A 26,326-nucleotide genomic window follows, 5' to 3' on the forward strand; every position below is an offset into this window, starting at 1 on the left:
CGTATGTATTTCCGCCAAGCCGTCATATTCGTTTTCTGCCTGTTCGTGGCCGCCGTTGTGGCCGCGATCGGCCTGCGCGCCGATCAGGAAGAAAAAACCGCCACCACGCAAACCCAGTATCCGCAGTTCGCGGCGCTGCGCTTCAACGAAGTGAACCTGCGCACGGGCCCCGGCAAGCGCTACCCGGTCGAATGGGTTTACCGGCGCGAAGGCATGCCGGTTGAAATTACCGCGACATTCGATGTTTGGCGCCGGGTGCGCGATTGGGAGGGTTCGGAAGGCTGGGTGCACAAAACCATGCTGCGTTATCGCCGCACCGCCATCATTACCGGCAAGCAGCGCAAGCTGCATCTCAAGCCCGATGCCGCCGCGCCGGTAGTGGCGCAGCTGGAAGGCGGCGTGATCGCCCGTCTGGAATCTTGCGAAAGCGAATGGTGCATGCTCGAAGCGGGCGGCGCCGAAGGCTGGCTGCGCAAGGCGGATTTCTGGGGCGCGGCGGCACCCGAAACATTCGATTAACATATTGATATAACTGCATAAACCAATACGGAAAGTATTGTTTGCGTTGTCGCGCCCGGGCTTTTCTGAGACACTCCCGCGCATCCGATTCAATAAGCGACAGGGGCTGGCGATGGACGGCAAAAAGCGTGATTTTCTGAAAGTTGTGGGCGCGGCAGGTCTTGGCGCTTCGGCGGCCGGGCTGGCTTCATGCGGCCGCGAAAACACGGCGATCGAGCGCGACGCCGATCCGATCGAGCGTGTGCTGCGCACCAACAAGCTGCGCGCCGGCTATATTCTTTATGACGTGATGGTGAAGCGCGACCCGGCCACCGGCCGGCTCGGCGGCCTTGTCCATGACGTGGCGCAGAAGGCCGCGAAGAATATCGGCGTCGAAATCGAATGGAGCGAAGAAGTTTATTTTGGCAACGCCTTCGAAGGGCTCAACACGGGCCGTTATGACGTTGTGTTTGCCAATCTGTGGCCCACCGGCCCCCGTATTCGCGCCGCCGGTTTCTGTCAGCCCATGTTCTACAGCGGGCTTGGCATCTATGCCCGCCCCGGCAACGCAGCGCGCTTCAAGACTGTGCGCGATATCAACGATCCTGGCGTGACCATCAGCACGATCGACGGCGATATTTCCGCCTATGTGATCGAAGACCGTTTCAGCAGCGCCAAGGTTACTTCCATGCCGCTGAACACGGATTACGCCCAGATGCTGCTGAATGTCGGCATGGGCAAGGCCGATATCGTGCTGGCCGACATCGGTTTCGCCAACAGCTATATCAAGCAAAATCCCGGCAGCCTGACAGAACTGTTCCCCGGCCACCCCTTGCAGGTGTTCGCAAACTGCTTCGCCATGAACCACGATCACGCCAAGCTGAAATCCGTTGTCGATCAGTCGGTCGCGGAGCTGTTGAATCGTGGTACGGTGGATGAATACATTGAACGGTATGAAAAACTGCCCGGCGATTATCTGCGGGTCGCGAAAAGCTACCGGGAACAACGCGCTTCCTAGGCCTCGTGGCGTTTGGGCTTGTGTCCTGCGCATGGCCCGGCACCATGAAAATGTCTTACAAATACCGTGCTGACGGGTTAACCTGTCTGCCCCGCCCGCGTTTGCCGGTATCGCATGACCTTAGAACAATCCCAGATCATCGCCCTGCTGGCCGTTACGCTGGCGCTCTTTATCTGCAACCGCTGGCGCTACGATATTGTCGCAGCGGCGGCGTTGTTCGCGGCGGTGGCGTTGGGGCTTGTGCCCGCCGCTGAAGCCTTTTCCGGCTTTGCCGACCCGGTCGTCACTACGGTCGCATGCGCGCTTATCCTCAGCTACGGCGTTGCGCAATCCGGTCTTCCTATCATCGTGCTCGATCGTTTTCAGGGTTTGATGCAAACACCTACGCTGCGCGTGCTGATTTTTTCGCTGCTGGTGGCGGTATGCTCTGCCTTCATCAATAACGTGGCGGCGCTGGCGCTGTTTCTGCCCGCCGCGATCGGAAGCGCAAAAACGGCCAAGCAATCGCCCAGCGCGCTGTTGATGCCGATGGCCTTCGCTTCCCTGCTTGGCGGGCTGACGACGTTAATAGGCACGCCGCCCAATCTTATGATTTCCGCCATTCGCGAAAAGATCACGGGCAAGCCCTATGAAATGTTCGATTTCGGGCCCGTCGGCATCGTGCTTGTAGTGATCGGCCTGCTTTATCTTGTGTATGCATGGCGCAAGCTGCCGATGCAGCGGGCGGGTGCGGCGCAGAACGAACAGTTTAATATCGAAGATTATTTGACCGAGGTTGTGGTCGGAGAAAAATCGCTGATTGTCGGCAAAACCATAGCCGAAATTGAAAAGATGGCGGAGGACAGTATCGCGGTGGTCGGTCTTACGCGCGGCAGCTTCCATCGCATTATAACCGGCACGAAAACGGTGGTTTTCGCGGGCGATGTGCTGGTGCTGGAAGGCGATCCGGAAACGCTGAATGATTTTGTTGTTCGCATGAAGCTCGAACTTGTGGGCGGCGACAAGAAAGGGGATGCGACCAAAAAAGAAACCGAAATTGCCGAAGCGATCATCACCGAAGCTTCTTCCCTGATTGGCCACAACAGCAAATCGTTCCAGTTGCGCACACGCTACCAGGTTAATTTGCTGGCGATCCGCCGGCGCGGCCGTAATATACGGCAAAGGCTCGGCAGCATCACGTTTGAAGAAGGCGATGTCATCGTGGTGCAAGGCTATGCCGGCAACCTCACGGCCGTGTTGCAATGGCTGCAATGTCTGCCGCTGGCACGGCGCGATCTCAAGCTCGGTCAAAGCCGCAAGCCGTGGCTTGTCGGTCTTGTGATGGCGGCTGTTATCACGCTAAGCGTGCTCAAGATTTTCCCGGTCGCCGTCGCCTTCCTTGCGGGCGTGCTGGCGCTCATTGTGCTCAAGCGCCTTTCTGCGGGCGACATATATAAGGCGGTCGATTGGCCCATCATCATACTTCTGGGTGCCATGATCCCGGTAACGGGCGCGCTTGAAACCACGGGCGCGGCGCAACTGATCGCGGGAACCATCGCCGGGCTTGCGCCCGGCCTTGGCGATTTGTGGGTTGTGGGCCTTGTGATGTTTGCAACCATGGCGATAACGCCGATGCTCAATAACGCGGCCACCGTTCTGCTTATGGCGCCGCTGGCGGTCAATTTGGGGCAGCAGATCGGGCTCGCGGTCGATCCGCTTTTGATGGCGGTTGCGATCGGCGCTTCGTGCGATTTTCTCACGCCGATCGGGCATCAATCGAACACGCTGGTAATGGGGCCCGGCGGCTACCGTTTCAGCGATTACTGGAAGCTCGGTCTGCCGCTCAGCATTTTCGTCCTTATTGGCGGTACGCTCATGATCGAGCTGGTATGGATGTAGGCGCGGCCGTGTTTTGCGGCCGATCAATGACTTAGGCGGGCATATAGCGCGTGCCTGCGCCGCCCGATTGGGCTATAAAATCTGCATGGAAAACAGCAGTTTCAGTTTGCAGGGAAGGCGCATCCTGCTTGTTATATCGGGCGGGATCGCGGCCTATAAAAGCCTCGATCTCATTCGCCGCCTGAAGGAACGCGGCGCCACGGTGCGCTGCATCCTCACCAAAGGCGGGGCGGAATTCGTCACGCCGCTTTCGGTTTCCTCGCTCTCCGGCGAAAAGGTCTATGACGATCTGTTCTCGCTCACGGACGAACATGAAATGGGGCATATCCGCCTTACGCGAACAGCCGATCTTGCCGTTGTCGCGCCCGCAAGCGCGAACCTGATCGCGCGGCTGGCGCAAGGGCGCGCGGATGATCTTGCCAGCACGACTTTACTCGCGTCCGACAAACCCATCCTTGTTGTCCCCGCCATGAACGCCAAGATGTGGCAAAGCGAAGCGGTGCAGGCGAACATTGCCGTGCTTGCGGCGCGTGGCACCATGCTGGTGCGGCCGGGCACGGGTGAAATGGCGTGCGGTGAAGTGGGCGAAGGCCGCATGGCCGAAGTCGCCGAGATTGTAGCGGACATCGAAAAATATTTTGCGCAGCCCGGCCCGCTTAGCGGCCGCCGCGCGCTTGTTACAAGCGGGCCAACGCATGAACCGCTCGATCCCGTGCGGTTCATTGGCAACCGGTCTTCGGGCAAGCAAGGCCATGCCATCGCCGCCGCGCTGGCGCGCGAAGGGGCGGCCGTGACGCTTGTTACCGGCCCCGTTGCGTTACCCGACCCTGCGGGCATCCGCACCATACATGTTCAAACCGCGCGCGAAATGCTTGAAGCGTGCGAAGCCGCGTTGCCGGCCGATATCGCCGTGTGCGCCGCCGCGGTGGCCGATTGGCGCCCGGCTGAGGAAAGCGCGCAAAAACTGAAGAAGGGCGCCGCCGAACCCGCGCTGCGGCTGGTTGAAAACCCGGATATTCTGGCCATGATAGCGCGCGAAGGGAACATTCGCCCCCGCCTTGTGGTTGGCTTTGCCGCTGAAACCGAAAAGGCGGATGAAAACGCCCGGCGCAAGCTTGCGGGTAAGAATTGCGACTGGATTGTTGTGAACGATGTTTCCGGCGGCGCGGTTTTCGATGCCGATGAAAACAAGGTCACGTTGCTTGCGCGCGATAGCGCGGGTAAGGTTGTGACAGAATCATGGGACGCCATGCCGAAGGACGATGTGGCGCGTTTGTTGGCGGCCCGCGTCTCCGATCATTTCAAGGCAGCCTAGGAATAGAAAAGCATGAGCCAGATCAAGATCGCCGTTACCCGCCTTCCGCACGCCGAAGGGCTCGATCTTCCCGCCTATGCAACCGAACAGGCCGCCGGCATGGATCTGCAAGCGGCGGTGGCGCAAGATTTGGTGATCGCGCCGCAGGCACGTGCCCTGGTGCCTACGGGGCTGTGCATCGCGCTGCCGGAAGGCTATGAAGCGCAGGTGCGGCCGCGTTCCGGCCTTGCGCTCAAACATGGCGTGACGGTGCTCAATGCGCCCGGCACGGTCGATGCCGATTACAGGGGCGAGGTTGGCGTCATTCTCGCCAATACGGGCACCGAGCCTTTCACCATTACGCGCGGCATGCGCATTGCGCAGATGGTTATCGCCTCCTATACCCGTATCGGCTGGTCCGAAGTGCGGGAACTGCCGGCGTCCGCCCGCGGCGAAGGCGGATTCGGTTCCACGGGTACGATGCGGCGCACGGCGAATTGAAACGGGATTAATTTATGAATATTGCGATTCTTGGTGCCGGTTATGTCGGGCTTGTATCTGCGGCATGCTTCGCCGAATTCGGCCATACCGTTGTCTGTATCGATTCCAACAAGGAAAAAATCGCGCGCCTGCAAAAGGGCCAGATTCCCATTTATGAACCCGGTCTCGATGACCTGGTCGAACGCAACGCCGCCAAAGGCAATCTGAAGTTCGCAGATACGCTCGATGGCGCGGCGGCCGATGCCGACGCGATTTTTATTGCCGTCGGAACGCCCAGCCGCCGCGGCGACGGGCATGCCGATCTTTCCTATGTTTACGCGGCCGCGAAGGATATCGCCGGGCGGCTTGATGGCTATACCGTGGTCGTGACCAAATCCACCGTGCCGGTCGGCACCGGGCGGGAGGTGCAGAAAATCATCCGCGAAGCCAACCCGGCTGCCGATTTCGATGTGTGCTCCAACCCGGAATTTTTGCGCGAAGGATCCGCGATCGGTGATTTCATGCGCCCGGACCGCGTGGTGATTGGCGCTGAAAATACCCGCGCGGGCGATGTGATGCGTGCGCTCTACCGGCCGCTCTATATCAACGAAACACCGGTGGTGCAGACCGGTCTGGAAACCGCCGAGCTGATCAAATATGCCGCCAACGCTTTCCTTGCCACCAAGATCACCTTTATCAACGAGATTGCGGATTTGTGCGAGCGTGTTGGCGCGGATGTGCAGGATGTCGCGCGCGGCATCGGGCTTGATGGCCGCATCGGCCGCAAGTTTTTGCATGCCGGGCCGGGTTTCGGCGGTTCGTGTTTCCCCAAAGATACGCTTGCGCTTGTGCGCACGGCACAGGAAGCGGGTTCGCCCATGCGTATCGTCGAAACCGTTGTGGATGTGAACGACAGGCGCAAGGCCAGCATGGCCACGCGCATCATGGATGCTTGCGGCGGGCCGAAGGGCGGCGGCGTGAAGGGCAAGACCATCGCCATTCTCGGGCTTACCTTCAAACCCAACACCGACGATATGCGCGATAGCGTCAGCCTCGAAATCGTCCCGGCATTGCAGAAAGCTGGCGCGGTTGTGCGCGCCTTCGATCCCGCCGGGATGGAATATGCCGCACGCGTTCTGCCGGGCGTGACCTTGTGCAAGGATGCCTATGATGCGCTTGCGGGCGCCGATTGCGCCGCCATTCTTACCGAATGGAACGAATTTCGCGCGCTCGATCTTGCCCGCCTGCGCAGCCTGATGCGGGCGCCGGTGGTGGTGGATTTACGGAATGTCTATAAGGGCGACGAGATGCGGGAAGCGGGAATCGCCTATGCATCGATAGGCCGCAGATAGTTTATTTTCACTATAAATCTGGTTAATAATGCTATTGTATATCATAGCAATATCAATATGTTATATTGCAATTAGGGTAAAGAAAAGCGGGCCAAAAAAAATCAAAACGAACGTTTTTATTTTCGCCTTATTTGGGCTAAACCCTAAGATTGCTTGAATATTTATATACATATTATTGGCAATAAATTACTATTTTGCGGAAAGCGAAATTGATGAGATTCCCGTTGCGCGTGCTGGGCTATAAGCGACATGGCTAGTAGTTCACCCAAGAACCTGTTTTCGGAAGACGAGAGCTATGAACTGGTCGCCATTGACCAGAATAGCGATAAGGATTTTGTTGCCGAATTGGCGGGCGTGTACGCGGCCGGCTTCAACACGGTCAAAGAAGTCCAGCCGGAATGGGATCTGGAAGGGGCGCTCAAGCTTCTGAAGCAACGCTTGCAAAGACCTTCTGCAATCCTTGCGGTACGCGACAAAAAAACCGGCAAACTCTGCGCCGGGTTTTTTGCCGATATCATGCCCGGCAAAGACGGCATGCGCGTTTCTTCCTTCGATATCGTGGTGCTGCCCGAACATCGTAATAACCCGGAAGCAAGGTTGGGCACGAGGCTTCTGCACGAAGGCATGATCGCCGCCAATACGGCTAGCCGGCAGGAATTCGGGGAGGATTTGGCCGTCTGGGAAGGCCAGACATATAAAAAGCTTGCAGGGAAGCATCCATATGAATGGTGGATGGCCATGGATTACGAGCCGAAATCCCTGTTCCATATTGCCGCCGCAAGCATCACATGCCTGCCGAATTTGCCTGATGCAAATGTCGCTATCAAGCCATTGGATGTCTCAAATCACAGGGCTATGAAAAAAGTATCCGAGTTCATGGCAAGGAAATCCACCGGCCCGGACCAGGATGGACGAAACTGGTCGCCGGAACGCGCGAAAAAATATCTGGCCTATATGGCCAGATACAATCCATCGATCATCCGTGTTGCGTACGGAAAGCGCGGCGAAGTTATCGGCTGCTTTTTCGGTGACACGGTTTTGGGCCGTAGTGGTCCGCACATGACCGATACGCTGGTGTTCGCCGACAACGAAAAAATGTCGGAACAAAGCATAACCGCCTTGCTGGTCGAAGGGGTCAAGGCCGCCGATCATGCCGCGCAGGATCGTTATGGTAGCCAGCTCCGTGACGTTGAAATGCCCTACTGGTCAAGCAATCGGCATATATGGCCGATTCTGGAACGCGCCGGGCTGCAAGAAGACAAGGATTTCGTCCATGTCGTTGCCGATGCCGACAGGTTCAGGGATAAGATCAAGCTCAAGGCAAGCGCGCTTAATTTTGGCTAATAAGGCCGGGCGCTATTTGGTCGGGACGACCGCTTCCTGCCAGAAAGCATCGAACTGTTGTATCAGCGATTTGATAAGCTGTTCCGAATATATCGAAACGATCATGACATCCTCGGCCGACGCTTTCATGTAGAAGATGACGTGATTGCCGAAAAGATAGTATGGCAGGGCGTGCGTGTGGTCTTTCCTTAGCCAGCGGTATTCACCGTATTTTGCGGCGAAGTTGGTGTCGCCATAAGGAATAAGGCACTTCGCATCGAGATTCTTGATGGTTCCCATGCGATCAAGATGGGCTTTCGAATAGGCGGAAGTGAAGTTCTCCATCAGATTGTCGCTGAAGTTGAAGTGACGCGTAATCCCGCCTTCGGTCTTCATGGCGTCAAAGATGTCATCAAGGACTTGCTTGTACCCTTCGTGCCCGATGTAGGTTTTGACCAGCTCTTTGTGCTTTTGCACGCCTTCGTTTTCGGTAAACTCCACATCGCGTGCCCTGAAGGCCCGCACGATTGCTTCGGCGGTTGATTCCTGCGGGCGGAAGGTGCCGTGCTCAATATTCTTGATGGTTTCGGGGGATATGCTGGCGGCTTTGGCGAGATCGGCCCTCGTCCAGTCCAGCAGACCTCGTGCAGCGCGAAGTTGTGCGGGTGAGGGCATGGCGGTTTCTCTTGCTCTATTTGGCCTGTATCTGCTCGATTAACTACCATTTTAGGGTATTTGGCAAGTAAAGTAATAGTTTCGAGTTTTTTGCACTGCGTTAAATCATATTAACCTTAAAAAATAATGCCTTAGATCATCTGTCTAACGCAGCATGAAACTATTTATGTTATTTAATTGACCAATATTGGCATGTATAAAGGCCATCATAGTTGGCGAATCGTTATCTATAAAAAACAGCTTGCACTTACTCAGCTATGGTTAAGAAATGAATGTTAGAAGCAAAAAGATCATGAACGACAACAGCCGCAAACCAAAAACGGATATGGACAGCGCACGCGATGCGCTGGCGCGCGACCTTGCTGATCTGAAGCAGATGAGCGATGCCGTCATGGCCGGTGAATGGGAAGGGCATAAACCGCGCGGCCTTTCAGAGTCGGAGATTATTTCCATCACCGCGCTTGTCAGCTATGTGGCGCATACACGCGGCAAGAAGGAAGACGATGTCCGCAATGGCCTGTTCGAACGTTTCGGCGTAGGCGAAATCGAAAGCCTTGCGCCTGCCGCTTATGACGATGCGGTGCGCTTCCTGGTCGATCAGGTGCCGGAAGACGCGACAGGCTCCGGCTAGGCTCCTTGTTGGGGGCCGGTAGCGGGCCCTGTTTCTCCTATTCTTGCAAAAGCCGTTTGCAACCGTTCTTCCTCGGTCATATGAACGGCGGCGGTATTTCCTGTGCGCGCCAGCTTCTCGATGATGACAAGCATATCGAAGGCGCCATCGGCGCCGTAACGCGCGATCATATCCGCATAACGCATGGGCTGGTTACCCCGCTGCATGCTTGATCGTTTCTGCCTCGTCGATCGGGCACACATCGTCAAGCCGGATCAGTGCGGTTTGCAGCCGTTCTTCTTCCCGCATTGCTAGCCGTGCGGCATCGGTCTGTATTTGCGCCATTTTCTCAAGCGACATGAGGATATCCATCGCCATGACCTTGCCGAATTTTTTACACATCTGTCCGTACGTCATATGTCCCTCCATTTTTCTATGAAGATTCAATCGCTTTAGCCTGCGTGCCACCTCTTGTCCTGTTGCCTGCGGTAACTGAAAACCGGTATTAAGATAACATTTTGTTATTTTTATCGCTTGTTAATTCACATTACGTAATGTAATAATACATGAAACGGAATTTTTGTCATCAGGAGAATTAATTTTATGGAAAAAATCGAAGGGCGGCAAATACGGGGCGCACGCGGACTGTTGGGTTGGAGCGCTGAGCATCTTGCCGAGCGAACCGGTCTGACGCGTCAGGCGATCAAACGCATCGAGGATGGCGCGGTGCGCCCGCGCGAAGGAACACTGGCCGACATTATGCGCGTGCTTGACGAGCAGGGCATAGAGTTCAGCGGCAATTCGGGTGTGCGTTTCAAGCCGCAGGGCGTGGAAGTGCTGACAGGCGACGAAGGCCTGCGCCGGCATTTCGACAATGTCTATGAATATATGTCCAAGCACGGGGGGCTGGTTCAGCATGTCGGTATGAACGAAATGCAGTTATATAACCACATTAGGTACGAGTTCTCGAGAGTGCATGTTGGCCGTATGATGGATATTGCGGCCGAACGTGATGATGTGAATGTACGCGCCATTCTTTGTGAGGGAGATGCATTTTTCGGCAGCGATTATACGGAGTACCGTTGGCAGGCCAGAGGCAGCTATGACGATGTCGCCTATTATCTCTATGGCGACCGGCTGGCAATCATGTCGTTCGTGGGCGAACCGTCGCCGATTGTCGTGACGCATAAAATTCCGTCCATCGCACAATCTTATCGCAGGCAGTTTGAAGCGTTGTGGAAGGACGCCGTTGTCCCGCCCGGCTACAAATTCCGTCGCCCCCGGCCGGGGGACGAAAACAAGGGTGCCGCGCCAGTCTGGCAGACTGCGGGGGACAAAAGGAAGAGGTAATTGGAGCGGGTGACGGGAATCGAACCCGCGTAGCCAGCTTGGGAAGCTGGAGCTCTACCATTGAGCTACACCCGCAACTTGGCGCATAATACACTATCTTTTTCCGGCCAAGGCAATAAGCTGTTTCCATGTACACCGCCACAACGCGCGATATCAAAATTACCGTCAGGCCCGTTTACCTGGAGGATCAGTCTGCCCCGGCCGACAACCATTTCGTGTGGGCCTATCACGTGAAGATCGAGAATATGGGGCAGGAAACGGTGCAGCTTCGCAGCCGCGTATGGCGCATCACCGACAGCAAGGGCGAGGTGAACGAGGTGCGCGGCCCCGGCGTGGTGGGCGAACAGCCGACGCTCGAGCCCGGCGATTATTTCGAATATACAAGCGGCACGCCGCTCGCCACGCCTTCGGGCATTATGGGCGGCACGTACCAGATGGAAAATGAACGCGGCGAGGCGTTCGATGTCGTCATCCCCGCCTTTTCGCTCGATAGCCCCTATCAGCTGGTGCGGTTGAACTGATCAGGTATCGATGTTCCCGGCGCTCAGCGCGTTTTCCTGGATGAATTCGCGGCGCGGCTCCACCACATCCCCCATCAGGGTCGAGAAGATTTGCTCCGCCGTATCGGCATGGTGGATTCTAACCTGCATCAGCGTGCGCGCGGCGGGGTCCAGCGTTGTTTCCCAAAGCTGTTCGGGGTTCATCTCGCCAAGGCCCTTATAGCGCTGGACCGTCACGCCGGTTTTTCCAAGCTCCATCACCTGATCGACCAGCGAAAGCGGGCCGGTCAACGTCGCTGCGGGTTTGTCTTTGTAGCCAAGGGTGCCCGGCGCCTGGAACCATGCTTGCAGCTCGGCCGCCATGCCATCGAGCCGCCGCGCCTCGGCCGAGCGCAGCAGCGCCGCGTCCAGCACATAGTTGTGTGTCACGCCGCGGCGGGTGCGCGAAAACTGCAGCCCGCCTTCGGGGCCGCTGCTGCCCTTCCAGCCGCGTTCGCGGGCGGGCGATAGCGTATCAAGCCGCTTGGCGACATATTCTGCGGCAGCAACCGCTTTTTTGGGATCGCCCGCCAGTTCGGCGGCAAGCGCGCCCGCGATCGCCGCCTGTTCCACGACCGCAAGGTTGCCGACCTTCTGGTTCAGCGCATTCACGGCGGCCTTCATGCTGCGCGCCTTCTCCACCATTTTTTGCAACGGGTCGCCGGTTATCGCCTTGCCGTCATGCAGCTTGACCGTCACATCCTGCACGCCTTCGACGGTCAGATAGGCTTCAAGCGCCCGTTCATCCTTCAGGTAGCGTTCCTTGGCGTTGCCGCGCTTGATGCGGTAAAGCGGCGGCTGCGCGATATACAGATAGCCCTTGTCGATCATTTCCGGCATCTGGCGGAAGAAGAAGGTCAGCAAAAGCGTGCGGATATGGCTGCCGTCCACGTCGGCGTCGGTCATGATGATGATTTTGTGATAGCGCATCTTGGCTACATCGAATTCCTCGCGCCCCACGCCGCCGCCGATGGCGGTAATGAGCGTGCCGATTTCGGCCGAAGAAAGCATTTTGTCGAGCCGCGCGCGCTCGACATTCAGAATCTTGCCGCGTAGCGGCAAAATTGCCTGGAACTTGCGGTGGCGGCCCTGCTTGGCGGAACCGCCGGCGCTGTCGCCCTCAACGATGAACAATTCGGAAAGCGCGGGGTCGCGTTCCTGGCAATCGGCCAGCTTGCCGGGCAGCGAAGTGGGATCGAGCGCGCCCTTGCGGCGCGTAAGCTCGCGCGCCTTGCGCGCCGCTTCGCGCGCGGCGGCGGCTTCCACGACCTTGCCGACAATGCGCTTGGCTTCCGCCGGGTGTTCTTCAAACCAGGTGCCGAGCGCGGCGTTGATGACGCTCGCCACGACCGGCTGCACTTCCGAAGAAACCAGTTTGTCTTTTGTTTGGGAGGAAAATTTGGGGTCCGGCACCTTGACCGAAAGCACGCATGTCATGCCTTCGCGCGCGTCTTCGCCCGAAAGCGTGACCTTTTCCTTCTTCGCCAGGCCGGATGTTTCGGCATAGTGGTTGATGCAACGCGTCAGCGCGGCGCGGAACCCTGCCAAATGAGTGCCGCCGTCGCGCTGCGGGATGTTGTTGGTGAAACACAGCATGTTTTCGTGGTAGCTGTCGTTCCATTGCAGCGCGAATTCGACCGTGATGGCGTCCTGTTCTTTCGAAGACGTGATCGGTTCGCTCACGACCGCGACCTTGGCGCGATCGAGCCATTTCACGAATTCGCGGATGCCGCCGTCATACTGCATCTGCACGCTTTTGGGTTCGACCCCGCGTGCATCCGTCAACGTCAGTTTGACGCCGGAATTAAGGAAGGCAAGTTCGCGCAGACGGTGCTCAAGCGTGGCAAAATCGAACACGGTCTTGGTGAAAATCTTGGGGGAGGGCAGAAAGCTCACCTCGGTGCCGTGGCGGTCGGATTTGCCGACGGCTTTCAGCGGCGCTTCGGCTACGCCATCGCGGAAGCGCATGAACCATTCCGAACCCTGGCGCCAGATGCGCAGATCGAGATGTTCGGAAAGCGCGTTGACAACCGAAACGCCCACGCCGTGCAAACCGCCCGAAACTTTATAGGAATTCTGGTTGAACTTGCCGCCCGCATGCAGCTGGGTCATCACAACCTCGGCGGCGGAAACGCCTTCTTCGGCATGGATATCGACCGGAATGCCGCGCCCGTCGTCATGGATGGTGCATGAGCCATCGGCGTTCAGCGTCACTTCGACATTGGTGCAATGACCGGCCAGCGCTTCATCGACCGCGTTATCGACCACTTCATACACCATGTGGTGCAAGCCCGAACCGTCGTCGGTATCGCCGATATACATGCCGGGGCGCTTGCGCACGGCTTCAAGCCCGCGCAACACGGTGATGGCGTCGGCGCCATACTGTTCTTTCTCGGCAATGGATTCGGCTGTTTCCTTGGGGGCGGTTGCCATGGTCTTTGCGGTCGCTTTGCTCATCGGGGTTCCGGGTTGTTTTGGGGGCCGCGAATCGGCCCTGAAAACCAGCGCGTAAAGTAGCCCATCCGGCCGATAATACCAAGGCTTTTTCTTGCACTAACTATTTGATTTTCAATATGAAAATGCCGAAGGAAACGCGCTTTTCAGGTGGCCGTTGCGCGCGCGCCAAGCGCCTTATCCAGCAGCCCCGGCAAGCCGCTTTTATCGACCATGTGCGACCACAAAAACGGCGTGGGATCGACCGTACGGTTATCCGGCCAATCGAGCGTTTCGGGCACGGTATCGAACATGCGTGCGCCGTCTGCCGGCGCCCATAAGGCGTTGATCCCGTACTTTGCCGCCGTTTTACGGTTCATAACCTGATCGTTGGCGAGGATACGCTGTCCCACCGCGGCGGCATCCAGCATCTTGGTTGGCACCTGCACGATATGCGGGTAATGGGTTGGGAAGTAACAAACGGCGACGCGTGCATGACGCAGGTTCTCGAACACCTCGTCTTGCGGCATGCGCCCGGCGAAGGTGATATTTTTATACGCCGCATAACGTTCGGTCAGCCAAGGTTCTTGCTTGCCGGCCAGCAAGAAAGTTTTGTGCGCGCCAAAACGGCGCACGAAGCTATCGAGCATCAGGTGCGATTTGCGCTCGCGCGTAAGCACGCCGGCATAGAAGAAATCCGGCGCAGGTTTTGCGGTGTCGTGCGATTTGTCGCGTAGCGCGGGCACATAGTCTGGCACGCCGATATCCTGCAAGGCGAAGGGAACGCCGTCTTTGAAATAACCAAGGTCGTGGATGTAGGGCGTGACGATGCGCAAATCGGGCCGGGCATTGCTGATGCGTTTGATGAAGTTTTTAATGTGCCTGAAAGGCGGCACGGAAAGCGATTTATAATCGTGAACGGTCAGTGCGGCGGGCAGCTTCTTCGGGTAATAGCCCATCATGTACCAGCAAACCGCCTCATGCAGGTCGGGCTTTTGTGCGGCGGCGGCGAAGTTCGTTTCCTCGCACTGAAAACGTTTTTCGAAGTAAGTGCAATTCAGCCCGACGCTGGGGTGAAAAACCTTGCTTTCATGAATAAAATATATTTTCCGGATGGTCATGCTCTGCCACTTTCGCAGCAGTCATATCAGGCGGCGGTGCTCTGCGCAACGGCGGAACAATTGACGATCAGCGGTTGATAATGCAACGCATTTACGAATCTGAGCAGATCGGCGCTGGCTATCGTCGTGGAATGGTCGTTCCGCAGCGGGTGATAGTTGACATAGGGGCTTTGCAGCATGCTTTGATCAAGCACGGGCGTGACTCTGCGCGATTGGTCGTTGATGAGCGCGAAAGGCGGCACCGAGCCGGGCGTGACCCCCAGAACTTCCATCAGCAAATCGGGCTTCCCGAACGATAACCGCGCGGCCCCGATGATTTTTTCGATCTGGCCAAGATCGGCGCGTGCTGCGGCGGGCATCACAACAAGCCAGATTTTGCCCTTTTTGTCTTTCAGGAAAAGATTCTTGCAATGCAGCCCGTCCACCAGCGGCCAGACGTCCTTGCCATCCTCCACCGTAAAAACCGGGCGGTGGGAAATCGTTTTATGCGTGATGCCGAGCTGATCGAGAAAGGCGAACAGCTCATCTTTTGTGGTCGGCATGGGACATCCCGAAGGTTATGAGCAGGCAGGATCGTCGCCCGCACAATTTACCACAGGTGCCCACAAAACGTCATCGATAATCTCGGTGCCCGCGCAAAGCATCGCAAGCCTATCGAATCCAAGCGCAATTCCGGCCGAAGGCGGCATGCCGTGTTCGAGCGCGGCGATAAAATCTTCGTCGATCGGGTGCCGCTCGCCGTAAAATTTTTCCTTAAGCGCCATATCGGCGATGAAGCGTGCGCGCTGTTCTACCGGGTCGGTCAGCTCGCCAAAGGCGTTGGCGAGCTCGAGCCCGCAGATGTAAAGTTCGAACCGTTCGGCAAGCCGCGGGTTTTCCGGCTTCGGCCGCGCCAGCGCTGCCATGCTGACGGGGTAATCGCACAAAAAGGTCGGCCTGCCGTTCCCGAGTCTGGGTTCGATTTTCTCGAACATGATGCGGAAGAAAATATCATCCCATGTGTCGGTTTCCGCCACGCGCACGCCGGTGCGTTCCGCTTCGCGCGCCAGCAGCGTGCGGTCGGGGCTGGCCGGGTCGGGGGCGGTCGCAAGCAGATCGATCCCGGCCATGCTTGCAAAAGCTTCGGCCACGCCAAGCGTCTCCCACTCCGCCGTCACGTCGCATGACATGCCGCGAAACTGCATGCGCGTCCGCCCTGCGGCGGCGGCGCAGCCGCGCACGAGCTGCACACAATCCCGCATCAAATCGCGGTAGCCGGCGTTTGCGCGGTACCACTCAAGCATCGTGAATTCCGGGTGGTGCGTGGCGGACCGTTCGCGGTTGCGCCACACCCGCGCCATTTGGAAAATACGCGGCATCCCGGCCACCAGCAGCTTCTTCATCGCGAATTCAGGGCTGGTATGCAGGTAAAGCTGCTTTTGGCCGCCCTGCGCGCCTAGCAGCGTGGTCGCGAAGGCGTGCAGATGAACCTCCATGCCCGGCGATATCTGCAGATAGGGCGTTTCCGCCTCATGGAACTTTTCGCCCGCGAAAAAGGCACGCGTGGTTTGCACGATGCGTTCGCGGGTTTGCAAGTAGGGCAGGCGGCGGGCGAATGCGTCCGGCCGCCACCATGGTGCGGTCGGCGCTGCCATGCGGGTGATCCTTCGGGGATTTATGTCTTGGGGAAGTTAGGCCGGGCGCGCGCGCCGGGCAAGGCCGGTTAGAACTTGAACTTCATGCCGAGATCGAGCACTTGCAGATCGACCTGGTCGTTCTGGTTGCGGCCGGTAAAGGTGGTGGTATCGCCACCCGAAAAACCGGCCTTGTAGTTGAGCGAAAGGTCCCAATCCTTGCCGAGGCGGTAAACCACGCCGCCGCCGACGCGGAACAGCGGGACCATATCCCCGCCGCGCAGATTGGTGCGGCTGCCCACTGGGGCATCGGCCATTGCCATGCCGACGCCGCCGCCGACATAAGGCGAAATCGGGAGGCCGGTGCCGAAATCATAGTTGAAGTCATAGCTGCCATCGATCAGCAGCGCATAAACGCGCTGATCGCCTTCCAGCTCCGCCAAACGGTCGGTGCTGAAATCGCCGATCACGCCAAGGCCGCCGACGCCGCGGTTGGCCGATGTATCGTTGCCCGAAGCGCGGCCGGAAAAGAAGCTGCTGGAAAGGCTGAAGCCGTGGCTGGATTGGTCTTCGCGTGCGAACAGAACGGTTGCTGCGCCGCTGGTCAAAGCCTGACTAAGCGCGTCACTATCTGAGCTGATCGCCGCTTGTGCGGGCGCGGGTAGCACAAAACACATTCCCGCCAAGCCGAGAACGGCAAGGGCGCGGCGCGCAGTGAGGCAATGTGCAATAACGCGATTCATTTCAATGCCTTGGCTGTCGTATCGGGCATAATAACGCCTATTATGGTTAATCACAATAAACCATATGGGTTAACAACGTGTTTCATGCATGCATGAAAAAGCCCGCTATTTGCAGGCTTCTATGGTTAGCGGGGCCTATGTATTGTGCCTGCGCGGCCTGTTGTTGCGTTTTCGCAACAAAAACACCATGCGCGTAACGAATGTTAATGGGCGATGGAGCTGGCCAGCTTGATATTGCTGGCGGCCATGACTTCGCGGGTTTTCTTGACCACGGCCGGCATGAACTGGGCGCGGGGCCATTCGCCCTGCGCCAGCTCGGCCAGCGAGGTCAGAGGCTGTTCAAGCTGTGCGCGATAGATCCAGTAGTTGGCCAGCACATGTTCGATATAGTCGCGGGTTTCGCGCACCGGCAGGCTTTCAACGAACAAAAGCGGGTCGTCGCCGTAATTCGTGTCGCGCATCCAGCGTGCCAGCTTCGAAGGGCCGCTGTTATATGCCGTCAGCAGCATCAGAAGGTTGTTGTTGATCTGCGGGCGCGCGGCGAGGTGGCCGACATAGCGTTGCCCGAGCGAGATATTGATCACCGGGTCGAACAGGTGGCTTTCGTCCGCTTGCAGCTTGCTGCCGGCCATGACGCTGGCGGTGCGCGGCATAAGCTGCATCAGGCCGCGCGCGCCGCGGTAGCTTTTCGCGCCGGGCTCGAAGCGGGATTCATGCCGCATCATGGCATACAAAAGTGCCTGGTCGCCCACGAAGCCCTGCGCCGGCTGCCATGGCGGCACCGGATAGAGCGCGGCGTCATAAAATTCACCCATCGCCGGGCGGATGCTGCTGCCCAGCTGCATCAGCAGCGCGGGCATGCCGCTTTCGTGCGCGACCGCCAGCATCGCTTCCTGTAGCGCATCGTCATTGCCCGGGTGCAGGCGGCGAAGTTCGGCCTCCGCGAGATCCTTTTCCCCCACCTGCAGCAGCGCGAGCGCGCGCCAGCCCGCGGGCTTGGCCGCAAGCGCGCGCAGCTGCCTGCTGCCAAGGCGCGGCAGATCGAAGCTAAGTGCTATGTCGTGGCCCAGCGCCTGCTGCGCCAGCATGCCGTAGAAGGTACGCTTTTGCTCCGCCGCCTTTTCCAGCATGGCGCGCGCGCCGCTATCGTCGCCCAGCACGGTCCGCGCCCGCGCGGCCCAGAAACCTGCGGCGGCGCTATCCCAGCTTGCAATATCGTCGTTGGCCGAAAGCGCGCTGAACATCCGGTCCGCGCGCGCGTAATCCTGTTGCCGCCACGCGACCAGCCCGCTGATCCACTGCGCTAACGGAATAATTTCCGTCCGGCCTTCCAGGGTGGTTACGGCCTTATCGTCGATCCCTTCGAAGTAATAGCTGGCGGCGATGGCGGCGCGTACATGCGCTTCGAATGCGGGCGCGAGCCGGCGCTGCTTCAGCGCCGCTTCAAGCGTGCGCAGCGCCTGGCTCGGCCGCGTCAGGCGGATCAGTTCGTTCACGCGCTCGGCCAGTTGCTTGTCGTCGCTGCGCAGCTTCACATTTTCGTATGCCAGCGGCACGGTGGCGGAGAAGCTGGGCTCGCGTTCGGGGAAGCGGGCCCTGATCGTGTTTCCGGTAGTCGGTTCGGGCGGCAGCGGGTCGGCGTTGCCGCGCAGCGCCAGCGCCCTTGTATAGATGGTAAGCGCCTGCGGCAGGCCGCTGTAATGCTTCAGCCACTGGCGCAAATGCTTGTAATCGACACAGCAATGGGCGCTTACATAGCGTTCCCCGAGCGCAACGCCCACAAGCCCGCGGTTATCAACCTCGCCGGCCAGATCCTTGATTGCGTCGTCGTCGCCGTTGCGTACGGCTTCAAACAGCGCACGGTATTTCGCGGTGTCGCCGCTGCTCAGCTGGCGGGCATTGCGCGGAAGGCTCTCGTCGCTTTCGAAGGAAGGCAGGTGTAGCGAAACCAGCTTGAGCAGATCGTGCGCCCGCACGGAAAAACTGCGCGCGCCTTCGCTCACCGTTCCTGCCTCGATGCCCGCGTGCCGTTCCGGCAGCGGTGCATTTTGTGTGGCGGTGTTGATCGAAGAACCCGTTTGGAGCAGCGGCAAACCTAGCGCGCAAATAAAACCCGTGATGGCTCCGAAACGAGAGAAGTTAAACTTCACTAATTTCATGGAGCAAGTGACTACCGGGGCGGGACCCGGCAGGCAAGGCTGAAAATACTGTCATGCATGGTTAAGCGTTAACCTTTAGCCTAAATCAATATGTTGTGCTCTGAAATAAATTTTTTGATCTTAACCATATCGGCCCATGCTTGGCGCTTTGCGGGCGCTTGGCGCAGCAAATAGGCCGGGTGAAAAACCGGCAGAGTCGGGATCGGTTTTTCCGCGCCGGGCGGCAAATATTCGGCCCACTGTCCGCGTATCTTGGTGATGCCGGTTTGCGTGCGCAGCAAAGTCTTCACCGCTACGCCGCCAAGCAGCACCAGAAGCTTCGGCTGCTTCAGCGCGATATGCCGTTCCGCGAACGGCAGGCAGGATGCGATCTCGGTGTCGGTAGGTGAACGGTTGCCCGGCGGGCGCCAGAACAGGATGTTGCTTATATAGACATTCTTTTTGCGGCTGAGTCCGATGCTTTCCAGCATGCGGTCAAGCAACTGACCGCTTACCCCCACGAAGGGCAAGCCCTGCCTGTCTTCATCCTCGCCCGGCGCTTCGCCTACAAGCATGATTTCGGCCTGCGGGTTGCCGTCCGCAAATACAAGGTTCATTGCCGTTTGTTTCAGCGCGCAGCCGTCAAAGGCGGCCACTTCTTCACGCAAAGCTTCGATCGTCTGCGCCTTGATGGCGGCATCCGGTGCGGCGGGCCGGAACAGCACGGGCGGCGCGCTTTGTGCCGCGCGCGCGGTCGCAGCAGGGGTCGGGGCTAACGCAGAGGGGGCAGGGGCGGTATCTGGCCGCTTCCAGTTCTGCAGCCCGGCTTCCCCGTCTATCGCTTCGTCGGCCCCGGCTTCGATCTGCCAATCCAGCGCGGCCTTCAGATATTGCATGTTCGCCATCATACCGATTCCTTAGCACACCCGGCGCGATTTTGCAGAGTTGCGAATTTTGCCATACACTTGTTCCAACAAATCAGGGAGGCAGGGTGTCCGAACAACAAGCGCGCGAAGCGATGGATTATGATGTGGTGGTTGTTGGCGCCGGGCCTGCCGGGCTTTCCTGTGCCATTCGCATCAAGCAGGCCGCCGCGGCGCAGGGCAAGGATATCAGCGTATGCGTGATCGAAAAGGGCGCCGAGGTTGGCGCCCATTTGCTTTCCGGCGCAGTGTTCGAGCCGCGCGCGCTGAACGAGCTGTTTCCGAACTGGCGCGAAAAGGGCGCGCCGCTGCGCGTTCCGGTGAAAAGCGACAGTTTTTATTTCCTGACCGCGAAAAACGCGTTTCCCATGCCGACGCCGCCCGTGCTGCACAACCGCGGCAACTATATCATCAGCCTGGTTCAGCTCGCCAAATGGCTCGCGGCGCAGGCGGAAGAGCTGGGCGTGGAAATCTATCCCGGCTTTGCAGCCGCCGAAATTCTCTATAACGAAGCCGGTGCGGTTTGCGGCGTGGCCACGGGCGATCAGGGCATCGGCAAGAACGGCCAGCCGACCGAACGTTTCACGCGCGGCATGGAATTGCGCGCAAAACAAACCGTGTTCGCCGAAGGTTGCCGCGGCTCGCTCACCAAGATGCTATTCGAACGTTTCAAGCTGCGCGAAAAATCCGATCCGCAAACCTACGGCCTCGGTATCAAGGAAGTGTGGGAGATCGATCCCGCCAAACATAAGCAAGGCGCGGTGATGCACACCGTCGGCTGGCCGCTCGATAGCCGGACCTATGGCGGCTCGTGGCTCTATCACTGGGATAACAACATGGTCTCGGTCGGGTTCGTTGTCGGGCTCGATTACGCCAACCCCTATCTTTCGCCGTTCGAAGAATTCCAGCGCTTCAAGCATCACCCCGCCATTGCCGCCGTGCTGGCGGGCGGCAAGCGCATCGCCTATGGTGCGCGCGCCATCAGCGAAGGGGGGCTGCAATCGCTGCCCAAGCTTACCTTCCCGGGCGGGTTGCTGATCGGCGATGCCGCCGGCTTCGTTAATGTTCCCAAGATCAAGGGCAATCACACCGCTATGAAATCGGGCATGCTGGCGGGCGAAGCACTGGCCGACCATTTCGGCCATGCCAGCGACCAGACGGAGGTAACGGATTACCCGCACCGCCTGCAAAACAGCTGGCTGTGGGATGAATTGCACGGCGTGCGCAACATACGCCCGGCTTTCGCATGCGGCTTGTTGCCCGGGCTTATCTATTCGGGGCTGGAACTTTTCCTTTTGCGCGGCCGGGGGCCGTGGACGTTGCGCAACCATGCCGACCATAAGCAACTGCGCCCGGCGTCGGAATGCAGCCGCATCGATTACCCCAAGCCTGACGGCACGCTAAGCTTCGACAGGCTTTCGTCCGTGTTTCTTTCCGGGACCAATCATGAAGAAGATCAGCCCGCACATCTGAAATTGATCGAACACAGCAAGGCGATTGCGCTCAATCACCAAAAATACGGTTCGCCCGAAACGCGTTATTGCCCGGCGGGCGTTTATGAAGTGGTTGAGGAAGCGGGCGCGCCGAAATTCGTGATCAATGCGCAAAACTGCGTGCATTGCAAAAGCTGCGATATCAAGGACCCGGATCAGAACATCAACTGGACGGTGCCCGAAGGCGGCGGCGGCCCGAATTACCAGATTATGTAGCCGGCGCCGGCGTATGTGACATTCTGCGGGCCCCGATAAAGGCGCCACCGCTAATGGTTGCGCTTAGCATGGCGCCAACCGCAAACTCTATTCCCCACAAGAATGCAGTTGGCCCCGCTTTGGATATGGCCAGAAAGGCGGCAGCTGATAATCCGCCAAGGGCAAGGGCGCCCACCGCCGCTACGGCGGCGACGCCGAATAACAACCCAATGCCGATTTTTCTTCCCGCAGACAGGGGCATAATATGTTCCTTTAAATGTTAGCTATTACGCAACGTTCGATGCCGCTCAAATCGCGCCGCGTGCGTGTGTTTTTCAGCCCCGCGGCGGCCATGATTTCCACGACCAAGGCGGCCTGGTCGTGGCCCACCTCCAGCACCGCACAACCTTCCGGCTTCAGCAGCCGGGGCAGGGTTTGCGCGATAGCGCGATAGGCATCGAGCCCGTCCGCCCCGCCATCGAGCGCGGCGCGCGGGTCGTGCATGCTGACTTCCGGCATCAGCGAAGCAATTTCATCGCTGCGAATATAGGGCGGGTTGCTGACGACAAGATCGAACTGTTCTGGCACGCCGCTCGCCCATGCGGTTTCGATGAATTTGGCACGCACATGCAAGCCAAGCGCTTCGGCATTGTCGATCGCCTGTTCGACCGCGTCCGGCGCCGTATCAGTGCCGAGGCCGGTTGCGCGCGGAAACTCGCTTAAAAGCGCGAGCAACAAACACCCGCTGCCGGTCCCGAGATCGAGCATGCGCAATTCCCGCCGGTGGTCCGGAAACAGCCCGAGCGCGGCATCGATCAGCGTTTCGCTGTCCTGCCGGGGCTCGAGCGTTGCGCGGTTAAGCCCGATCGGCAGGCCCCAGAATTCGCTGTGCCCCATGATGCGGCCGACAGGCTCATGCATCGCCCGCCTCTCGATCAGCGCGGCATAGCCCGCGCGTTCTTCCGGTGTCAGTTCGCGTGCGCCCTGTGTAAGCAGCGCGAGCCGGTCGGTCTTCAGGCTGAAGGAAGCGAGCAGCTTGGCATCCAGCTCGGCATCCTCGATCCCGGCTTCATGCAGAACGCGCACGGCAGTGCAAAGGGTTTTGGTCAGTGTCGCCATCAGGTCAGCTCGGCAAGCCGTTCGGCTTCGTCATGCGTAATCAGCGCCTCGATAACCTCGTCCAGCGCTTCGCCGACAATAATCTCATCAATCCTGTACAGCGTCAAATTGATGCGGTGGTCGCTCACGCGCCCTTGCGGGAAGTTATAGGTGCGTATGCGCTCCGAACGGTCGCCGCTGCCCACCTGGCTTTTGCGGCTGGCGGCGCGCTCGGTGTCGCGCTTGCTGCGCTCGGCCTCATAGATGCGGCTGCGCAGCAGCGTCATCGCCTTGGCTTTGTTCTTGTGCTGCGAACGTTCGGCCTGGCATTCCGCTACAACGCCGGTAGGAATATGCGTGATGCGGACGGCGCTGTCGGTCGTATTCACATGCTGCCCGCCTGCGCCGGAAGAACGGTAGGTGTCGATCCGCAGGTCTTTTTCATCGATCTTGATGTCAACATCTTCGGCTTCCGGCAGCACGGCGACGGTGGCGGCCGATGTATGCACGCGGCCCGAAGCCTCGGTCTGCGGCACGCGCTGCACGCGGTGCACGCCGCTTTCGAACTTCAGCCGTGCGAACACGCCGCGCCCGGTGATCGAAGCCGAACCTTCCTTCAAGCCGCCGAGATCGGATTCGGAAAGCGTCAATACCTCGAACCGCCAGCCGCGCACGGCGGCATAGCGCCGGTACATTTCGAATAGCGTGGCGGCAAACAGCGCAGCTTCGTCGCCGCCGGTCCCGGCGCGCACTTCAAGGATCGCGCTTTTCTCGTCGTCCGCATCCTTGGGCAAAAGCATGCGCTGCACCTGCTTTTCGAGTGCGGGCAACTTTTCCTCAAGCGTCTCAAGCTCGCCCGCCGCCATCGCCTTCATATCCGGGTCTTTCAGGAGCGCGCGCAAATCTTCCCGCTCCTTGCCCGCGGCGCGCAGCGCACCGATAGCCTCGGCCACGGGGGTCAGATCGGCATATTCCTTGGAAAGCTTGGTGATTTTCTCGGCCGCCAGCCCCGGCTGGCCGAGCGTGTCGCGCAGCTCGTCATAGCGGGTCAGCAGGCGGTTGAGGGTGTCTTGCGATATCATGGGGGCGATTATGCCGATGCCCGCAGCGCTGGCAAGCTGCTACTCGGCTGCGTGGACCGCTTGCGGTATCTGTGCCTTTTCGGCCTCTTGCGCCTTTTCGGCTTCCAGCGAAGCGGCCTTTTCTTCCACCAGCTTTACAAGGTGGGCAACGATATCCTCGTTCTTGAGCCGGTGCGCAGTCGCGCCGTTCAAATAAACCTGGTGCGTACCTTTACCGCCGCCGGTGAAACCGATATCGGTCATCATTGCTTCGCCGGGGCCGTTCACGACGCAGCCGATCACCGAAAGCGTCATCGGCGTCGTGATGTGCGCGAGCCGCTCTTCAAGGATGCGCACAGTCTCGATCACGTTGAAATTCTGCCGCGCGCAGGACGGGCATGAAATAACGGTCACGCCGCGGGTCCGCAGACCGAGCGATTTCAGCATCTCATAGCCGACGCGGACTTCCTCAACCGGGTCGGCCGAAAGCGAAACCCGAAGCGTATCGCCGATCCCGGCCCACAAAAGGGAGCCGAGCCCGATCGCGCTCTTTACCGTGCCGGCACGCAATCCGCCTGCTTCGGTGATGCCGATATGCAGCGGGTAGTCGCACGCCTCGGCGATGCCCTGATAGGCGGCGATGGCGAGGAAAACGTCGGAGGCCTTGCAGGAAATCTTGAAGTTGCGGAAATCGTGGTCTTCGAGAATTTTGGCGTGGTTCAGCGCGCTTTCGACCATCGCATCGGGGCAGGGCTCGCCATACTTCTCAAGCAAATCCTGCTCGAGCGAACCGGCATTGACGCCGATGCGCATGGCGCAGCCATGGTCCTTTGCCGCTTGCACAACTTCGCGCACGCGTTCGGCCGAACCGATGTTGCCCGGGTTGATGCGCAGGCACGCGGCGCCGGCCTTGGCCGCTTCGATCCCGCGTTTGTAATGGAAGTGGATATCGGCGACGATCGGAACATTCACCTGTTTCACGATATCCTTGAGCCCGGCGGTCGAAGCTTCGTCGGGGCACGAAACGCGCACGATATCGGCGCCGGCTTCTTCCATCTGGCGAATCTGCTCGACCGTCCCCTTGACGTCCGACGTCAGCGTGTTGGTCATGGATTGGACGGTAATCGGCGCGTCTCCGCCCACGGGCACGTTGCCGACCATGATCTGGCGGCTCTTGCGGCGCTGGATCAGCCGCCAGGGGCGGACATGGGCGATATCTTCATGGCTTGCAGACATATTACAACGTTTTCAACATGTTAGAATTTCACGCGGCGCGTTCCGGGCCGCTATTGCCGCTGTTATAGCCCTTATGCGGGGGAATTTCTAGCGGTTGCCAGCCTCACCGACAACGGAATCGAGGCTGATGTTCCGGGCGATCTGGTTGGGTTTGCCAAGCCGGGGCAGCTCGTTGCCATCAAAGCTGAGCACAATCCCGCCCGCATTGCCGGTGGTCAGGCGCAGGCCCGGTTCATTCGGCACCCGGTAGCTGTCGCCGCTCTTCAGCATGCGGCTGAACAGCTTGTCGCCTTCGCCGTTTTGCACGACAAGCCACGCGTCGCGCTCGGCCCGGATCACAAGCCGCACCTTGGCTTTCGGATCGCCGTACATCTCGCCTGTCGGCGCGGCAGGTTTTTGTGCGGCGGTCTGTTCTTGCGCCTGCGCCGTTTGTGCCTGCGCCGTTTCGGTCTTCTTTACCGCGTCCGAAGGTTCGCCGATGGTGATGCCTTGCACCTGTTCGGTCTCTTCGCCGGTTTCCGATGCGGTTGTTCCCTCTTCATTCGCGCCTTCCATATCGGTTGCGGCGGCGATGGCGGCAAGGCCGTCAAGCGCGGATTCCTGTTCGCCGGCTTCGCCGGTCTCGGCGATTTCGGGAAGTGTGGGCGGCGCAATCGTGCTGCGGTCGTCGGATGAAAAGAAGTGCCACGTGCCGTAAATCAGAAGCGCGAAAACGGCGCTGCCGATCAAAATCGGCATGCTCGGCGTCTTGCCTTCGGCAATCGGTTGCGGCGGCACGAGCTGCGGCGCGCGGTTGCGACCCTGCATTTCCATGCGGTAATCGTCGAGGATGGCTTCGCCGTCGAGCCCGAGATAGTTGGCATAGGTGCGCAGGAAACCGACCGTATAGGCGTTCGCGGGCAGCTCGTCATACTGGCCGTTCTCAAGCGCGGCAAGGAAAGCGGCTTTGATGCAAAGTCGCGCGGCAATATCCTTGATCGTTTCGCCGCGCGCGTCGCGCGCCGTGCGCAGCCGTTCGCTGATCCGGCGGTAGGAACCAGGCACGGCGGGCGCCTGCGGGATATTTTCCGCAAGCGACGTCGTGGTCGTGACCTGTTCTTCCTGTTGCCCCTGTCCCTGCGTATTGTGCGGCGGACGGCGGCGTTTGGTTTGCGCCATTTGGCTGTTCCTTGAAACCTTTCCGGGCGCCACAAATAGCAGAAAAAAGGCCGCGATGGCTAGGGTATTTTACGCAGCCCGCGCGCCGGAAAATACG

24 protein-coding genes and 1 tRNA gene are annotated in these 26,326 nt (G+C 59.1%); 11 read left to right on the forward strand and 14 right to left on the reverse strand.

Annotation, left to right across the window (positions count from 1 at the left end; all coding sequences use genetic code 11):
• The first annotated feature begins 3 nt into the window (after window positions 1–3).
• The 7 genes from GC131_07790 to GC131_07820 all read left to right on the forward strand — a co-directional run bounded on the left by GC131_07790 (window position 4) and on the right by GC131_07820 (window position 7,864).
• Window positions 4–519: a hypothetical protein gene (locus GC131_07790; GenBank protein MBI1273971.1), complete on the forward strand. Its 516-nt coding sequence runs from the start codon at window positions 4–6 to the stop codon at window positions 517–519.
• Window positions 520–631: 112 nt separating this feature from the next.
• Entirely contained in the window at window positions 632–1,516 is an 885-nt protein-coding gene (locus tag GC131_07795) for a transporter substrate-binding domain-containing protein (protein MBI1273972.1), read from the forward strand.
• 114 nt (window positions 1,517–1,630) lie between these two features.
• On the forward strand, window positions 1,631–3,394 hold the full coding sequence (locus tag GC131_07800; GenBank protein ID MBI1273973.1) for an SLC13 family permease: 1,764 nt from the start codon (window positions 1,631–1,633) through the stop codon (window positions 3,392–3,394).
• 85 nt (window positions 3,395–3,479) lie between these two features.
• Window positions 3,480–4,709: a bifunctional phosphopantothenoylcysteine decarboxylase/phosphopantothenate--cysteine ligase CoaBC gene (coaBC, locus tag GC131_07805; GenBank protein MBI1273974.1), complete on the forward strand. Its 1,230-nt coding sequence runs from the start codon at window positions 3,480–3,482 to the stop codon at window positions 4,707–4,709.
• A 12-nt stretch (window positions 4,710–4,721) separates the two neighbouring features.
• A complete protein-coding gene (locus tag GC131_07810; protein ID MBI1273975.1) occupies window positions 4,722–5,189 on the forward strand; it encodes a dUTP diphosphatase in 468 nt (155 codons plus the stop codon).
• Between the two features lie 14 nt (window positions 5,190–5,203).
• Window positions 5,204–6,520, forward strand: a complete 1,317-nt coding sequence (locus GC131_07815; GenBank protein MBI1273976.1) for a nucleotide sugar dehydrogenase — start codon at window positions 5,204–5,206, stop codon at window positions 6,518–6,520.
• A 249-nt stretch (window positions 6,521–6,769) separates the two neighbouring features.
• Entirely contained in the window at window positions 6,770–7,864 is a 1,095-nt protein-coding gene (locus GC131_07820; protein MBI1273977.1) for a hypothetical protein, read from the forward strand.
• A gap of 12 nt (window positions 7,865–7,876) precedes the next feature.
• On the opposite strand, the gene GC131_07825 is transcribed toward GC131_07820, so the two are convergent.
• The gene (locus tag GC131_07825) at window positions 7,877–8,518 is read right to left on the reverse strand and encodes a helix-turn-helix domain-containing protein (protein MBI1273978.1); all 642 of its coding nucleotides are present in this window, start codon (window positions 8,516–8,518) and stop codon (window positions 7,877–7,879) included.
• Between the two features lie 292 nt (window positions 8,519–8,810).
• Here GC131_07825 and GC131_07830 point away from each other — a divergent pair, with 292 nt between their 5' ends.
• The gene (locus GC131_07830; GenBank protein ID MBI1273979.1) at window positions 8,811–9,149 is read left to right on the forward strand and encodes a hypothetical protein; all 339 of its coding nucleotides are present in this window, start codon (window positions 8,811–8,813) and stop codon (window positions 9,147–9,149) included.
• Window positions 9,150–9,341: 192 nt separating this feature from the next.
• On the opposite strand, the gene GC131_07835 is transcribed toward GC131_07830, so the two are convergent.
• A complete protein-coding gene (locus GC131_07835) occupies window positions 9,342–9,545 on the reverse strand; it encodes a hypothetical protein (protein ID MBI1273980.1) in 204 nt (67 codons plus the stop codon).
• 186 nt (window positions 9,546–9,731) lie between these two features.
• On the opposite strand from GC131_07835, the gene GC131_07840 reads away from it, so the two are divergent.
• Window positions 9,732–10,478, forward strand: a complete 747-nt coding sequence (locus tag GC131_07840; GenBank protein ID MBI1273981.1) for a helix-turn-helix domain-containing protein — start codon at window positions 9,732–9,734, stop codon at window positions 10,476–10,478.
• 1 nt (window position 10,479) lies between these two features.
• Here the strand turns inward: GC131_07840 and GC131_07845 are convergent.
• Window positions 10,480–10,553 (reverse strand) — tRNA-Gly (locus GC131_07845).
• A gap of 53 nt (window positions 10,554–10,606) precedes the next feature.
• Between GC131_07845 and apaG the strand changes: the two genes are divergently transcribed.
• On the forward strand, window positions 10,607–10,999 hold the full coding sequence (gene apaG / locus GC131_07850) for a Co2+/Mg2+ efflux protein ApaG (GenBank protein MBI1273982.1): 393 nt from the start codon (window positions 10,607–10,609) through the stop codon (window positions 10,997–10,999).
• On the opposite strand, the gene gyrB is transcribed toward apaG, so the two are convergent.
• The 7 genes from gyrB to GC131_07885 form a co-directional block, all read right to left on the reverse strand.
• Entirely contained in the window at window positions 11,000–13,450 is a 2,451-nt protein-coding gene (gene gyrB / locus GC131_07855; protein MBI1273983.1) for a DNA topoisomerase (ATP-hydrolyzing) subunit B, read from the reverse strand. It lies immediately after the preceding gene.
• 167 nt (window positions 13,451–13,617) lie between these two features.
• Window positions 13,618–14,571, reverse strand: coding sequence for a hypothetical protein (locus tag GC131_07860; GenBank protein ID MBI1273984.1), 954 nt, complete (start codon window positions 14,569–14,571; stop codon window positions 13,618–13,620).
• 26 nt (window positions 14,572–14,597) lie between these two features.
• Window positions 14,598–15,113 (reverse strand): prolyl-tRNA synthetase associated domain-containing protein, encoded by a 516-nt coding sequence (locus GC131_07865; protein ID MBI1273985.1) that lies wholly within the window; start codon window positions 15,111–15,113, stop codon window positions 14,598–14,600.
• A 15-nt stretch (window positions 15,114–15,128) separates the two neighbouring features.
• On the reverse strand, window positions 15,129–16,205 hold the full coding sequence (genX, locus tag GC131_07870) for an EF-P lysine aminoacylase GenX (GenBank protein MBI1273986.1): 1,077 nt from the start codon (window positions 16,203–16,205) through the stop codon (window positions 15,129–15,131).
• A gap of 68 nt (window positions 16,206–16,273) precedes the next feature.
• Window positions 16,274–16,927 carry a hypothetical protein gene (locus GC131_07875; protein MBI1273987.1) on the reverse strand — a complete coding sequence of 218 codons (654 nt, stop codon included), beginning with the start codon at window positions 16,925–16,927 and terminating at the stop codon, window positions 16,274–16,276.
• 203 nt (window positions 16,928–17,130) lie between these two features.
• A complete protein-coding gene (locus GC131_07880) occupies window positions 17,131–19,086 on the reverse strand; it encodes a transglycosylase SLT domain-containing protein (GenBank protein ID MBI1273988.1) in 1,956 nt (651 codons plus the stop codon).
• An 80-nt stretch (window positions 19,087–19,166) separates the two neighbouring features.
• Complete coding sequence (locus GC131_07885) at window positions 19,167–19,970, reverse strand: uracil-DNA glycosylase (protein MBI1273989.1); 804 nt, start codon at window positions 19,968–19,970, stop codon at window positions 19,167–19,169.
• Between the two features lie 113 nt (window positions 19,971–20,083).
• On the opposite strand from GC131_07885, the gene GC131_07890 reads away from it, so the two are divergent.
• Complete coding sequence (locus GC131_07890; GenBank protein ID MBI1273990.1) at window positions 20,084–21,697, forward strand: FAD-binding protein; 1,614 nt, start codon at window positions 20,084–20,086, stop codon at window positions 21,695–21,697.
• A gap of 252 nt (window positions 21,698–21,949) precedes the next feature.
• Here the strand turns inward: GC131_07890 and prmC are convergent, their stop codons facing one another.
• The 4 genes from prmC to GC131_07910 form a co-directional block, all read right to left on the reverse strand.
• Complete coding sequence (gene prmC / locus GC131_07895; protein MBI1273991.1) at window positions 21,950–22,795, reverse strand: peptide chain release factor N(5)-glutamine methyltransferase; 846 nt, start codon at window positions 22,793–22,795, stop codon at window positions 21,950–21,952.
• Entirely contained in the window at window positions 22,795–23,856 is a 1,062-nt protein-coding gene (gene prfA / locus GC131_07900; GenBank protein ID MBI1273992.1) for a peptide chain release factor 1, read from the reverse strand. The genes prmC and prfA overlap by 1 nt, the downstream gene beginning before the upstream one ends.
• Window positions 23,857–23,895: 39 nt before the next feature.
• On the reverse strand, window positions 23,896–25,071 hold the full coding sequence (ispG, locus tag GC131_07905) for a flavodoxin-dependent (E)-4-hydroxy-3-methylbut-2-enyl-diphosphate synthase (protein MBI1273993.1): 1,176 nt from the start codon (window positions 25,069–25,071) through the stop codon (window positions 23,896–23,898).
• 87 nt (window positions 25,072–25,158) lie between these two features.
• Window positions 25,159–26,229 carry a DUF4115 domain-containing protein gene (locus tag GC131_07910; protein ID MBI1273994.1) on the reverse strand — a complete coding sequence of 357 codons (1,071 nt, stop codon included), beginning with the start codon at window positions 26,227–26,229 and terminating at the stop codon, window positions 25,159–25,161.
• Window positions 26,230–26,326 lie beyond the last annotated feature (97 nt).

This window comes from Alphaproteobacteria bacterium (assembly GCA_016124955.1).
Classification (GTDB): domain Bacteria; phylum Pseudomonadota; class Alphaproteobacteria; order UBA9219; family RFNS01; genus RI-461.